This is a genomic window from Streptomyces sp. BYX5S (assembly GCF_054724165.1).
On the sequence record NZ_CM138829.1, the window covers coordinates 7296519 to 7309324 of the forward strand.

Annotated in this window: 13 protein-coding genes; 6 read left to right on the forward strand and 7 right to left on the reverse strand. The window is 72.0% G+C overall.

Going from position 1 to position 12806, the window contains the following annotated elements; all coding sequences use genetic code 11:
• Positions 1-99 precede the first annotated feature (99 nt).
• From ACYBSK_RS32805 to ACYBSK_RS32815, 3 genes are all read right to left on the reverse strand, one after another.
• A complete protein-coding gene (locus ACYBSK_RS32805) occupies positions 100-909 on the reverse strand; it encodes an enoyl-CoA hydratase/isomerase family protein (RefSeq protein ID WP_460244276.1) in 810 nt (269 codons plus the stop codon).
• A gap of 38 nt (positions 910-947) precedes the next feature.
• Positions 948-2069 carry an adenylate/guanylate cyclase domain-containing protein gene (locus ACYBSK_RS32810; RefSeq protein WP_457480892.1) on the reverse strand — a complete coding sequence of 374 codons (1122 nt, stop codon included), beginning with the start codon at positions 2067-2069 and terminating at the stop codon, positions 948-950.
• Between the two features lie 329 nt (positions 2070-2398).
• The gene (locus ACYBSK_RS32815) at positions 2399-3271 is read right to left on the reverse strand and encodes a biotin--[acetyl-CoA-carboxylase] ligase (RefSeq protein WP_460244277.1); all 873 of its coding nucleotides are present in this window, start codon (positions 3269-3271) and stop codon (positions 2399-2401) included.
• A 162-nt stretch (positions 3272-3433) separates the two neighbouring features.
• Here ACYBSK_RS32815 and ACYBSK_RS32820 point away from each other — a divergent pair, with 162 nt between their 5' ends.
• From ACYBSK_RS32820 to ACYBSK_RS32835, 4 genes are all read left to right on the forward strand, one after another.
• A complete protein-coding gene (locus ACYBSK_RS32820) occupies positions 3434-5038 on the forward strand; it encodes an acyl-CoA carboxylase subunit beta (protein ID WP_457480894.1) in 1605 nt (534 codons plus the stop codon).
• Positions 5039-5049: 11 nt separating this feature from the next.
• Entirely contained in the window at positions 5050-5256 is a 207-nt protein-coding gene (locus ACYBSK_RS32825; RefSeq protein ID WP_457480895.1) for an acyl-CoA carboxylase subunit epsilon, read from the forward strand.
• Between the two features lie 96 nt (positions 5257-5352).
• Positions 5353-5481 (forward strand): morphogenic membrane protein MmpB, encoded by a 129-nt coding sequence (gene mmpB, locus ACYBSK_RS32830; protein ID WP_457480896.1) that lies wholly within the window; start codon positions 5353-5355, stop codon positions 5479-5481.
• A 25-nt stretch (positions 5482-5506) separates the two neighbouring features.
• Entirely contained in the window at positions 5507-6118 is a 612-nt protein-coding gene (locus tag ACYBSK_RS32835) for a nucleoside triphosphate pyrophosphatase (RefSeq protein ID WP_460244278.1), read from the forward strand.
• Here ACYBSK_RS32835 and ACYBSK_RS32840 read toward each other — a convergent pair.
• On the reverse strand, positions 6090-6575 hold the full coding sequence (locus ACYBSK_RS32840) for a hypothetical protein (RefSeq protein ID WP_460244279.1): 486 nt from the start codon (positions 6573-6575) through the stop codon (positions 6090-6092). The two genes, ACYBSK_RS32835 and ACYBSK_RS32840, sit on opposite strands and share 29 nt — an antisense overlap.
• Before the next feature lie 471 nt (positions 6576-7046).
• Between ACYBSK_RS32840 and ACYBSK_RS32845 the strand changes: the two genes are divergently transcribed.
• Positions 7047-8819, forward strand: coding sequence for an acetyl/propionyl/methylcrotonyl-CoA carboxylase subunit alpha (locus ACYBSK_RS32845; RefSeq protein ID WP_460244280.1), 1773 nt, complete (start codon positions 7047-7049; stop codon positions 8817-8819).
• Between the two features lie 71 nt (positions 8820-8890).
• Here ACYBSK_RS32845 and ACYBSK_RS32850 read toward each other — a convergent pair whose 3' ends face one another.
• Positions 8891-9616, reverse strand: coding sequence for a hypothetical protein (locus ACYBSK_RS32850; RefSeq protein ID WP_460244281.1), 726 nt, complete (start codon positions 9614-9616; stop codon positions 8891-8893).
• 92 nt (positions 9617-9708) lie between these two features.
• Positions 9709-10701: a response regulator transcription factor gene (locus ACYBSK_RS32855; protein WP_460244282.1), complete on the reverse strand. Its 993-nt coding sequence runs from the start codon at positions 10699-10701 to the stop codon at positions 9709-9711.
• A 159-nt stretch (positions 10702-10860) separates the two neighbouring features.
• Between ACYBSK_RS32855 and ACYBSK_RS32860 the strand changes: the two genes are divergently transcribed.
• Positions 10861-11406, forward strand: a complete 546-nt coding sequence (locus ACYBSK_RS32860) for a TetR/AcrR family transcriptional regulator (RefSeq protein ID WP_457481934.1) — start codon at positions 10861-10863, stop codon at positions 11404-11406.
• A 275-nt stretch (positions 11407-11681) separates the two neighbouring features.
• Here the strand turns inward: ACYBSK_RS32860 and ACYBSK_RS32865 are convergent, their stop codons facing one another.
• A complete protein-coding gene (locus tag ACYBSK_RS32865; RefSeq protein WP_460247144.1) occupies positions 11682-12596 on the reverse strand; it encodes a DeoR/GlpR family DNA-binding transcription regulator in 915 nt (304 codons plus the stop codon).
• Between the last annotated feature and the right edge of the window lie 210 nt (positions 12597-12806).

A 12806-nucleotide genomic window follows, 5' to 3' on the forward strand; every position in this document is an offset into this window, starting at 1 on the left:
TTCGGGTGGCCTCCGGTCACGCTCCGTGAGGCGGAGGCAGGGCTGTTCACAGCCCCGCCGGCGTTTGAGGCGCGGGGTCCGGGGCGGAGCCCCGGGGTTTCACTCCGCGGGCCAGCGCGGGGCGCGCTTCTCGTTGAAGGCGGTGACGCCCTCGGCGCGATCGGCGGAGAAGGCCACGGAGCGCCAGGCCGCGTCCTCGACCTCAAGACCGGTGCGCAGGTCGAGACCGTGTCCGAGGCGGAGGGCCTTCTTCGAGGCACGCAGGCCCACCGGGGAGTTCACGGCGATCCGCGCGGCCAGCGCCAACGCCTCGGCCCGGTCCGCACCCGCCGCGACGACCTGGTCGACCAGCCCCAGCTCCCCCGCCTCGGCCGCCTCCACACGGCGCGCCGTGAAGATCAGCTCGGCGGCCCGCGCCGCCCCGACGCGGCGCGGCAGCAGCTGCGTGCCCCCGCCGCCGGGGAGCACGCCGACCGACACCTCGGGCAGGCCGACCACGGCGGTCGCGTCGGCCACGATCAGGTCGCAGGCGAGCGCCAGCTCGAAGCCGCCGCCGAGCGCGAACCCGTGCACGGCCGCGACCGTCGGCATCGGCAGCTCCAGGACGCCGGTGTACGCGGCGCGGGTGACGGGCCGCTGGCGCAGCAGTTCGGCGTCGGAGAGGGAGTTGCGCTCCTTGAGGTCGGCGCCGACGCAGAAGGCGCGCTCGGCGCTGGAGGTGAGGACGACGGCCCGGACACCGCGCCCCTCGGCCCCCGCCAGCCAGTCGCACGCCTCGGTGAGCGAGCGGGCCATGTCGGTCGACACGGCGTTCATGGCCTTGGGACGGTCGAGCACCATCTCGGCGACCGCGCCCTCCTCGTGGGACCGCACCGCCACGAACTCCCCGAACCGCCGCTCGTCACCCATGACCCGCCCTTCCGTTAACGATGGTTAACGGAAGGGTCTCAGGTGCGGCGGGTCAGCGTCCAGGGCTCGACGACGCCGAGGCCGCGGACGGGGCGCTGCCACATGGGCTGGAGGGCGAACCGGTACGACGGCGGTTCCTCGCCGTCCTCCTTCGCCTTCTGCGCCTCGGCGGCGGCCTCCGCCTCCGAGGTGGGGGCCTCGCCGATCCGGATCAGCTCCTCGGCGAAGGCGCCGTCGACCAGCACGTTGTCCCGGGGCGCTATCGACGTGAGGCGGCTCGCGAGGTTCACGGTCGAACCGAAGACATCGCCCATGCGGGTGGTGACCGTGCCGAACGCGAGGCCGACGCGGAGTTCCGGCATCGTCTCGTCGTTGCTCATCGTCTCGATCAGGCGCAGCGCGATCTCGCTGGCGATGCCCGCGTCGTCGGCGGCGTACAGGACCTCGTCGCCGAGGGTCTTGATGAGGCGGCCGCCGTGCGCGGCGACGAGGTCGGCGGCGGTGGTCTCGAAGGCCTCGACGAGTTCGCCGAGCTCCTCCTCCTCCATGCGGCGGGTCAGCCGCGTGAAGCCGACGAGGTCGGCGAAGCCGACGGCGAGCCGACGGTCGACCATCTCCTCGTCGTCACCGGCCTGGACGACGCGTCCGGTGGCCGCGGCGAGCTGGCGCCGCCACACGTAGACGAGGAACTCCTCCAGCTCCGGCAGGAGCAGTTCCATCAGGGGGTACGTGACCTCGGTGCGGGTCATGCCCGGTTCCGGGGGCTCGGTGAGGCCCTCCAGGAACGAGTCGATCTGCCATTCGGCGAGGCGGGCGGTGGTCTGTCCGGTGGACCGGGCGACCTGCACGGCCATGGCTTCACTCAGCAGCCCCGCCTCCACGAGTCCGGCGAGGCGGCGCAGGGCGAGGACGTCGGCCTCGGTGAGGGCCTTGGCCTGGCCGATGTCGGCGAAGCCCATGGCCCGCCAGAACCGGGAGGCCAGTTCCATGGAGACGCCCGCGCTGCGGGCCGCCTGGAACGGGGTGTATCTGCGCTCGGCCCCGAGGATCAGCCCTTCGAGCCGCAGGGCGAGAGGGTCATCGGTCTCCTCTTCGGCTCCCTCCGGCTCATCGGGGTCGGTGGGGGAGCCCGTGCCGGAGCCCGAGTCGTCGACGGTCACGCCTGCTGCCCTTCCGATCTGCCGCGGTCAGGTATCGACCGCGCTCAACTCTACGGCAGCCCCTGTGCCCCACGTCACTCCGTCCACGCCCTCGGGGAGCCGTGCGTTGCGGCGGCGCGAGTGCGGGTGCCCGGGAGCCGCGCCCCAGGCCGATACCGGTGCGAGCCACCCGTGGCCGGGGTGCGCAGTTCCCCGCGCCCCTGAAAGGCGCACTCCGTGCGCCATCCCCGGGGCGCCCTGGAGCAGCGGCGCAGCCGCATGCGTAAGGGGCGCGGGGAACTGCGCGCGCAACCACGGGAGACCGCAACCCGACGAGGGGCCGGAACGGCCTACGCCGGACGCAGGTGCACGATGTCGCCCGCCCCGACCGCCTCCCGCACCCCACCCTCCGCGGAGATCACGAGACGACCGTCACCGTCCACGGCGACCGCCTCCCCCACCAGCTCCCGGTCCCCCGGCAGAATCGCCCGCACCTCGCGGCCCAGCGTCACGCACCCCGCCGCGTACGTCTCCTGCAACCGCGACAACCCCGGATCCCCCTCCGCCGCACACCACTCCACGTACCACCGCTCCAGCGACCTCAGCACCGCCCGCAGAATCGGCTCCCGGTCCGTCACCTTCGCCCCGGCCAGCGCCAGCGACCCCGCCGTGGGGACCGGCAGCTCGTCCTGGCGCAGCGACACGTTGAGCCCGACCCCGAGCACCACCGCGTCGGCCCCGGCCCGCTCCAGCAGGATGCCCCCGGCCTTGCGCTCCTCGCCGTCGACCGTCAGCAGCACGTCGTTCGGCCACTTCAGCCCCGTGTCGACCCCGGCCGACGTGGACAGCGCCGTGGCGACCGCGACCCCCGTGAGCAGCGGCAGCCACCCCCACCGCGCCACCGGCACCTCGTGTTCCCCGGGCTTGAGCAGCACCGAGAAGAACAGCCCGGACCGCGGCGGAGCCGACCAGCGCCGGTCGAGCCGCCCGCGTGCCGCGCTCTGCTCCTCGGCGACGAGCACGGTGCCCTCCGCGACGGGCCCGTCCGTGGCCCGCCGCACCAGATCCGTGTTGGTGGACCCCGTACTCCCCACCACCTCCACGGACGACCACAGTCCCCCTTCCCGTACGAGGGACCTCCGCAGCCCCGTCACCCCCAGCGGGGGTCGGTCCAGGTCGGACCAGGGGTTGGCGGGTACGTCTGAACCATCTCGCGGCGTCATGCAACCCAGCCTAGGTGTGGCAAAGACCGCACTGCTGAACGGTATTCAGGCCACTACGCTACGAATCAGTAGCCCCACTCCCCTTCAGTGATCCGTCCCCCGAACCGTCCCCGAATCCGCCCCCCTTGAGCAGCGTCGAAGCAGGCAGGGAGCCGCGTCCCGATGTCCGAGTTGGAACAGCCGACAGCGCAGATCGACATCCACACCACCGCAGGCAAGATCGAGGATCTGCGGCGCCGGATCGACGAGGCGACCCACGCCGGGTCGGCCCGCGCGGTCGAGAAGCAGCACGCCAAAGGCAAGTTGACCGCACGTGAGCGGATCGAGCTGCTGCTCGACGAGGACTCCTTCGTGGAGCTGGACGAGTTCGCCCGGCACCGCTCCACGGACTTCGGCCTGGACGCCAACAAGCCGTACGGCGACGGCGTCGTGACCGGATACGGCACGGTCGACGGCCGCCCGGTGGCCGTGTTCTCGCAGGACTTCACCGTCTTCGGCGGGGCCCTCGGCGAGGTCTTCGGGCAGAAGATCATGAAGGTGATGGACTTCGCGCTGAAGACCGGCTGCCCGGTCATCGGCATCAACGACTCCGGCGGCGCCCGCATCCAGGAGGGCGTCATGGCCCTCGGCATGTACGGCGAGATCTTCCGCCGCAACACGCACGCGTCGGGCGTGATCCCGCAGATCAGCCTGGTCGTCGGCCCGTGTGCCGGCGGCGCCGTGTACTCGCCCGCCATCACCGACTTCACGGTCATGGTCGACCAGACCTCGCACATGTTCATCACCGGACCGGACGTCATCAAGACGGTCACCGGTGAGGACGTCGGCTTCGAGGAGCTGGGCGGCGCCCGCGCGCACAACTCGCGCTCCGGTGTCGCGCACCACATGGCGGGCGACGAGAAGGACGCCATCGAGTACGTCAAGTCGCTGCTGTCCTACCTGCCGTCGAACAACCTGAGCGAGCCGCCCGCCTTCCCCGAGGAGGCGGACCTGGAGCTCACCGACGAGGACCGCGAGCTCGACACGCTCATCCCGGACAGCGCGAACCAGCCGTACGACATGCGCACGGTCGTCGAGCACGTCCTGGACGACGCCGACTTCTTCGAGACGCAGGCGCTGTTCGCGCCGAACATCATCACCGGCTTCGGCCGGGTCGAGGGCCACCCGGTCGGCATCGTCGCCAACCAGCCGATGCAGTTCGCCGGCTGCCTCGACATCCACGCGAGCGAGAAGGCCGCGCGGTTCGTCCGCACGTGCGACGCGTTCAACGTCCCGGTGCTGACCTTCGTCGACGTCCCCGGCTTCCTGCCCGGCGTCGAGCAGGAGCACGAGGGCATCATCCGGCGCGGCGCCAAGCTGATCTACGCGTACGCCGAGGCCACCGTCCCGCTCATCACGATCATCACGCGCAAGGCCTTCGGCGGCGCGTACGACGTCATGGGCTCCAAGCACCTGGGCGCCGACCTCAACCTGGCCTGGCCGACCGCCCAGATCGCCGTGATGGGCGCGCAGGGCGCGGTCAACATCCTGCACCGCAAGACGATCGCCGCGGCCGAGGCCGACGGGAACGTCGAGGAGACGCGGGCGCGCCTCATCCAGGACTACGAGGACACCCTCCTCAACCCGTACACGGCGGCCGAGCGCGGCTACATCGACGCGGTCGTCATGCCCTCCGACACCCGCTCGCACGTCGTGCGCGGCCTGCGTCAGCTGCGCACGAAGCGGGAATCACTGCCCCCGAAGAAGCACGGCAACATCCCGCTGTAAGGAGCGCCGCTGTGATGATCAAGGTCGTACGGGGCAATCCGACCCCCGAGGAGCTGGCCGCCGCACTGGCGGTGGTCCAGGCGCGCGCCGCGGCGGTCCCGGACGCCCCGGCCGCGGCGACGGGCCGGGACGCGTGGTCGGACCCCTCCCGCATCGCCCGGCACCGGCTGCCGGCGCCGGGGGCGTCGAGCTGGTCGCGGACGTACTGGCCCGCGTGAGCGCGTACCGGCCGGAGTGAATTAGTCCTTTCGCAGCGGGGCGCCTGAGTACGCGTACTCAGGCGCCCCGCTCGCGCACGCCGCACCATCGGACATGTGCTGTGGTCCGACCCCCATGACGAGCCCCCAGAGGAGCTCCGCGAAACGCAGGCGATGCTGCGGCGCGCGGGGCTGGTCGTGGCTCTCGCCATGGTCGCGCTGTTCCTGATGCTGGGATTCGGGTAGCGGCACCGTGGATAACCTGAGCCGCATGACTGCTCCACGCCGCCTGATCCTGGCCTCCCAGTCCCCCGCCCGTCTCGGTCTGCTGCGGCAGGCCGGGTTCGCCCCCGAGGTGATCGTCAGCGGGGTCGACGAGGACGCCGTGACGGCCCCGACGCCCGCCGAACTCGCCCTCGCCCTCGCCGAGGCCAAGGCCTCCGTGGTCGCGGCCCGGCCCGAGGCGGGCGGCGCCGTCGTCATCGGCTGCGACTCCGTGCTCGACCTCGACGGCGAGGCGCTCGGCAAGCCGGCCGACGCCGAGGAGGCCACCGCCCGCTGGAAGTCGATGCGCGGCCGCGCCGGCACGCTCCAGACCGGCCACTGCGTGTACGACACGACGTCCGGCCGGTACGTCTCCGCCACCGCCTCCACCGTCGTCCGCTTCGGCGAGCCGAGCGACGCGGAGATCGCCGCGTACGTGGCGACGGGCGAACCCCTCTACGTGGCGGGCGCGTTCACCCTGGACGGCCGCTCCGCCCCGTTCATCGACGGCATCGACGGCGACCACGGCAACGTGATCGGCCTGTCGCTGCCGCTGCTGCGCCGCCTGCTGGGCGAACTGGGCGTGGGCATCACGGAGTTGTGGGCGCCGGCGGAGTAGCGGGCCCGCCCGGCGCGGGAGCGTCCGGCTCCGGCCGCCGCTCCCCCTGCTCGTGCTCGTGCCGGTCGTACGCGACGAGGGTCAGCACGAGCAGGGCGAGCACGACCATCATGAACACGAAGCTGAGCCAGCCCACGAGGCCGATCGTGAACGCGCCGAGCAGCCCGTGCACCACGGCCGCGCTGATCAGCAGGATCCGCCCGAACCCGGCGGGCGCCCGGTCGGCGACCGCGACGCGCACCAGGACGAACCCGCACAGCGCCAGGTAGAGCCCGAACAGGCCGCCCGCGATCCACGCGCCCACCGACATCGCCCGCGGGTCCAGCCCGGCCAGCGACATGTCCTGACGGTCCACCACCAGGCCGAGGAACCAGTTCAGAAGGGCGATGCCCAACGCCTCCGCGAACAACACGATCGCGGCCACCCACGCCACCGGCCTGCGTGCCACCGGTCCCACCCCGCTTCCGCCCACTGTTACCGCTAGTACGGTCAAGACATCCCGGAGGCTACTAACGGGTAAACCTCCGTACAAGGGTTCTGTCGAGGTTCAGGCGAAGGCAAAGATTCGTTGGGCCATTCGTAGGGACTCCACAAAGAAAGCCGACGGGGCGCAGCGCGGTCTCACAGAGACCTTGGCCACAGAGGCGGGCTAGGGTTGCCGTGAGCGGTCGCGCGTATCCAGGCGCGACAAGGGATTCCACGGGTCGAGCGACCCCCGAGTGACACTCCGTGTGGGCAAGCTCACCCTTGAGGGCGGGTCGTGGCGCCGTGTCGGCAGTCCCTAAACTCAGCTTGTTTCAGTGAGTCAAGCTTCATGGTGACCCGCCGACCGCCCCGGCTCGGGCGAGCACGGCCGGGGGTCCGGGGCCCGCGGCTTCGCCGCACATGGGGAAAGTCCCCGGGAAGACACAGCAAGGAGGGAGCCATCGTGCGCAAGGTGCTCATCGCCAACCGTGGCGAAATCGCTGTCCGCGTGGCCCGGGCGTGCCGGGACGCCGGGATCGCGAGCGTTGCCGTCTACGCCGATCCGGACCGGGACGCTCTGCACGTCCGCGCGGCCGACGAGGCCTTCGCCCTTGGCGGGGACACCCCGGCCACCAGCTACCTGGACATCGCCAAGGTGCTCCAGGCCGCGAAGGACTCCGGCGCGGACGCGATCCACCCCGGCTACGGATTCCTGTCGGAGAACGCCGAGTTCGCCCAGGCCGTCCTCGACGCGGACCTGATCTGGATCGGCCCGCCGCCGCACGCCATCCGCGACCTCGGCGACAAGGTCGCCGCCCGGCACATCGCGCAGCGCGCCGGCGCCCCGCTGGTCGCCGGCACCCCGGACCCGGTCTCGGGCTCCGACGAGGTCGTGGCGTTCGCCGAGGAGCACGGCCTGCCGATCGCGATCAAGGCCGCCTTCGGTGGCGGCGGTCGCGGCCTGAAGGTCGCCCGCACCCTCGAAGAGGTTCCCGAGCTGTACGACTCCGCGGTGCGCGAGGCCGTCGCCGCGTTCGGCCGCGGCGAGTGCTTCGTCGAGCGCTACCTCGACAAGCCGCGCCACGTCGAGACGCAGTGCCTGGCCGACACCCACGGCAACGTGGTCGTCGTCTCCACCCGTGACTGCTCGCTCCAGCGCCGCCACCAGAAGCTCGTCGAGGAGGCCCCGGCGCCGTTCCTCAACGACGCGCAGCTGGAGCAGCTGTACGCGTCGTCGAAGGCGATCCTCAAGGAGGCCGGCTACGTCGGCGCGGGCACCGTCGAGTTCCTCGTCGGCGCCGACGGCACGATCTCCTTCCTGGAGGTCAACACCCGGCTCCAGGTCGAGCACCCGGTCACCGAGGAGGTCGCCGGCATCGACCTCGTGCGCGAGATGTTCCGGATCGCCGACGGCGAGGAGCTCGGCTACGGCGACCCCGAACTGCGCGGCCACTCCTTCGAGTTCCGCATCAACGGCGAGGACCCGGGCCGCAACTTCCTCCCCGCCCCCGGCACCGTCACCAAGTTCGAGGGCCCGGCCGGTCCGGGTGTCCGCCTGGACGCGGGCGTCGAGTCCGGCTCGGTCATCGGCCCGGCGTGGGACTCGCTGCTCGCCAAGCTGATCGTCACCGGCCGCACCCGCAAGGAGGCCCTCCAGCGGGCCGCCCGCGCGCTCGCCGAGTTCGAGGTCGAGGGCATGGCCACCGCCATCCCGTTCCACCGCAAGGTCGTCACCGACCCGGCGTTCGCGCCCGAACTGACCGGCAGCGAGGACCCGTTCACGGTCTACACGCGCTGGATCGAGACCGAGTTCGTCAACGACATTCCGCCGTTCGCCGCCCCGGCGGCCGGTGAGGACGAGGACGAGGCGGGCCGCGAGAACATCGTGGTCGAGGTCGGCGGCAAGCGCCTGGAGGTCTCCCTCCCGGCGGGCATGGGCATGTCCCTGGCCCGCACCGGCCTCAACGCCGGTGCCAAGCCCAAGCGCCGCGCCGCGAAGAAGTCCGGCTCGGCGGTCTCCGGCGACACCCTCGCCTCCCCGATGCAGGGCACGATCGTCAAGATCGCGGTCGAGGAGGGCCAGGAGGTCAAGGAGGGCGACCTGATCGTCGTCCTGGAGGCCATGAAGATGGAACAGCCCCTGAACGCCCACAAGTCGGGCACCATCAAGGGCCTGTCCGCCGAGATCGGCGCGTCCCTCACGTCGGGCGCCGCGATCTGCGAGATCAAGGACTGACGCCGCACCAACGGCATCCGCCGAGGGCCCGTCGACCGCACCGGTCGACGGGCCCTCGGCCGTTCCTGGACTCACCCCTGGGGCACCTGCCGTACCCACCCGGTGCCGTGCCGTGCGATGTCCAGGGCGAGCACGGCGAAGGCGAGGGTCAGCAGCGCGAACCCGGCGTACGCGAGGGCCGGGACGCCCGTCATCCAGCCGACGACGTTCACCGGCATGGAGGCGATCAGCACCCAGGCCGCCCACGCGGGCACGGCGTGGCTGCGCAGCAGTCCGATGCCGAGGACGACAGCCCCGATGACGATGCCGCCGATGAACCAGCCCCCGGCGACCGCCAGCATCGGCAGGCCGTCGGTGCCGTCGATGATCCGCACGATCGCGCTCTGCTCGACGCCCTTGTCGAGACCGGCCAGGGTGATGAAGTCGTACGAGGGTGTGCCGTTGACGGCGATGACGCCGCCCCCGAAGAGCAGCAGCCCGGCGAGTCCCAGCTTCGGGGAGCGCGCCATCACGTACACGCAGGCCAGCAGGATCGCGGCGACCATCAGGAACCCCATGGCCAGCCACACCCAGGCGGCCGCCTTCTCCCGGCCCTCGTTGGCGGCGATGTCGGCGACGAGCCGCGCCGTCCTGTCCTCCGTCATGTCGTACGGGGACAGCAGCGAGGCGACGATGAAGAGCAGCGGCCCGAGCACGAGGACGGCGGCCATCAGGCCCCGCAGCGGGCGGACGCGTTCGGCGGCGGCGCCCGGAGCGGAGGCGGCGGGTACGTGCGCGGGTGACGGTGTGGCGGTCATGGCGTTCCCCCTGATGCCCGTAAATGCCACTGGATGCCACCAGTGAAGCGGGGCGGGCCCCGGCCGGGCCATCCGTCAATTCTGAGGGGCGCTCACTCCCGCAGGAGCCCCGTCTCGCGTCCCGTGCGCAGCAGCGCCGCCGTGTGCCCGGCGTTCAACTTGCGGTGCAGGGACGCCACGTAGCCGCGTACGGTCGTCAGCGAGATCCCCATCGCGCGGGCCGCCTCGGCGGGGGTGCGGCCGGCGTCGATGTGCTCCAGGGTGCGGTGTTCGCGTTCGGTCAGGCCCAGCGCGCGGGCGGCGGCCCGGCCCGGCGCGAGATCGCGCAGCAGCAGGAGCCACGGCACGTCGGGCACGGCGCACTCCACCACCCGTACGTCGACGTCGTGGGTCCGGAAGGCGCCGCGGGCGGCGTGGGTGATCCGCGGGTCGTCGACGAGGCGCGGCAGCAGCTCCGCCGCGACGGCGTCCAGCGCCCGCACGGCCCCGTCGGGGGCCAGCGCGGCGACGCCCTGCCCCGGTCTGCCGACGGCCGCGAGGGCGGCGGAGACCAGCGCGTACATCCGCTGCCGCTCGGCCAACAGGTCTTCCGCCGCGGCGATGCGGGGCTGGACGTAGGCGAGCAGGTCCCGCTGCTCCTCGGTGAAGTCGGCGCCGCCGCGCACCAGCGCGTACCCGGAGACTCCGGTGCCGTCGCGGCCGGCGGCGACGAGGTGGCGGCGCATGCCGAAGGGGCGGAAGTCCAGGTTGTAGCAGTGGGTGCGGCGCCAGTCGCGGTCGGCCGCGACATCGCTGACCCGCCAGGCGCCGCCCGTGCCGAGGACGAGCATGGGTTCGGTCAGCGGGTGGTCCACGGGGTGGTCGTAGATGACGGCGGGATCGGCGTGGAAGGACTCGGCGGGCAGCGCGAGGGCCCGTACGGAGCCGTCGCGGGCGGCGAAGTGGTACCACTGGGCGCCGTCCGCCGGGATCAGCCGGGCGAGCCCCCTGACGGCGCGGGCGCGCAACTCGGCCATGTCCCCGGCCTCTTCGAGCTCCCCGAGGAGCTGCCGTACTCCTCGCCGGTCCGTGTCACTGATGTCCATGCGGTGCTCCAGGACGTCTGCTGCCCGCGCCCTCTTCGTCGACGCTACTGCGGTGGCGATCCCTCCGCACCGCCCCGGCGGGACCATCGGGCATCCTTGAAGGCCCGAGCCGCCAAGGGAGGCCCGATGACGACAGCCGAGCACGACCGCTCGCGCCGGATGCGTGCGGACGCGCGCCGCAACTACGAGCGGCTGCTCGCGCAGGCCCGGATCGCGTTCGCCGAGCACGGCACGGGGGCGTCCCTGGAGGAGGTGGCGCGGGCGGCCGGGGTCGGTATCGGCACGCTGTACCGGCACTTCCCGAACCGGCACGCGTTGATGAGCGCCGTCTTCGAGGAAGCGGTGAACGATCTGCTGGCCCGGTCGCGGGCGCTGCTCGACGCTCCGCAGCCGTGCGCGGCGCTGGTCACCTGGCTGCGCGAGATCATCACGCACGCGAGTGAGTACCGGGGGCTGTCGCGGGCCCTCATGTCGGCGTCGCAGGACGCGAGTTCGGCGCTCGCGCGGTGCAGTGATCCCATGCGGGAGGCGGGGCAGGCGTTGTTGGCGCGGGCGCAGGGGGCGGGGACGGTGCGGCAGGACATCTCCATCACGGACCTCCTGCAGTTGACCAATGCGATTGCCCTCGCGGCGGAGGAGACTCCGTCGGACCCGGCACTGGCGGACCGCCTCCTGCGCCTCACCCTGCGCGGCATCACGGCATAACCCCCTGGGGCTCCGCCCCAGACCCCGCTCCTCAATCGCCGGAGGGGCTTAAAAGGCTCAACCGCCGCCGGGCTCGAAAGGCCCAACCGCCGCCGGGGTTGAAGGGCTCAACCGCCGCCGGGCTTGAGGGGCTCAATCGCCGCCGGGCTTGAGGGATTGAGCCCCTCCGGCGATTGAGGAGCGGGGTGCGGGGCAGAGCCCCGGTTTTTGAGCCCCTGCGGCGATTGAGCAGCGGGGTCCGGGGCGGAGCCCCGTGGGTGTGACGCCGGGTGGGGTCATCGGCGGCGGAGATCCGCCACGCGGGCCGTACGCTCCGGCGGCGCTTCGAGGGCCGTCGAACGCAAGGGATGCCCACCCCCCGGAAGGGTCCTCCGCTGCCCCGGCAACGGCACATCCCGCCTCTGCTGCCGCGCGGCAACGGCCTCACCGCCCCCGGAAGGGTCCTCCGCCCCCGCGACCGCGACCTGCACCCCCTGATCGGCGAGCGCCTGAAGCTCCGTCGCGGCCCGGTCGTCATGCGCCGGCGGCTCATCGGTCACGAGCCGCGTGATCACATCCGTCGGCACGGTCTGGAACATCGTGTCCGTACCGAGCTTGGAGTGGTCCGCGAGCACGACGACCTCGGACGCGGCCTGCACGAGCGCCCGGTCGACGGACGCCGACAGCATGTTGGACGTGGACAGCCCGCGCTCGGCGGTCAGCCCGCTGCCGGACAGGAAGGCGCGCGAGACTCTCAGCCCCTGCAAGGACTGCTCCGCACCGCTGCCCACCAGCGCGTAGTTGGAACCCCGCAGCGTGCCACCGGTCATGACGACCTCGACCCGGTTGGCGTGCGCGAGCGCCTGCGCCACCAGGAGCGAGTTGGTGACGACGGTCAGGCCCGGCACACGCGCGAGCCGGCGGGCCAGCTCCTGCGTGGTCGTCCCCGCGCCCACCACGATGGCCTCGCCCTCTTCGACGAGACCCGCGGCGAGATCGGCGATGGCCGTCTTCTCTGCGGTCGCGAGATGTGACTTCTGCGGAAAGCCGGACTCCCGCGTGAATCCGCCCGGCAATACCGCACCGCCGTGCCGGCGGTCGAGGAGTCCTTCTGCCTCCAGTGCGCGCACGTCCCGCCGTACGGTCACTTCAGAGGTCTGGACGACGCGGGCGAGCTCACGGAGCGAAACGGCTCCGTTGGCTCGCACCATTTCGAGGATCAGTTGACGACGTTCTGCAGCGAACACGAAACTGACAGTAACCCCAACGACCGTCTGCTTTCAGCAGTTTGCGCCGAATTACAGATTCTGTTCGCACAGGAAGGGCTGAAGTGGTATAGGCGCGAACGACCGCCTATCCACCGCGCCTATGCCCCGCGCATGGGCCGCAACTCACCGTGACCTGCGGCCCGTTGGGGATGA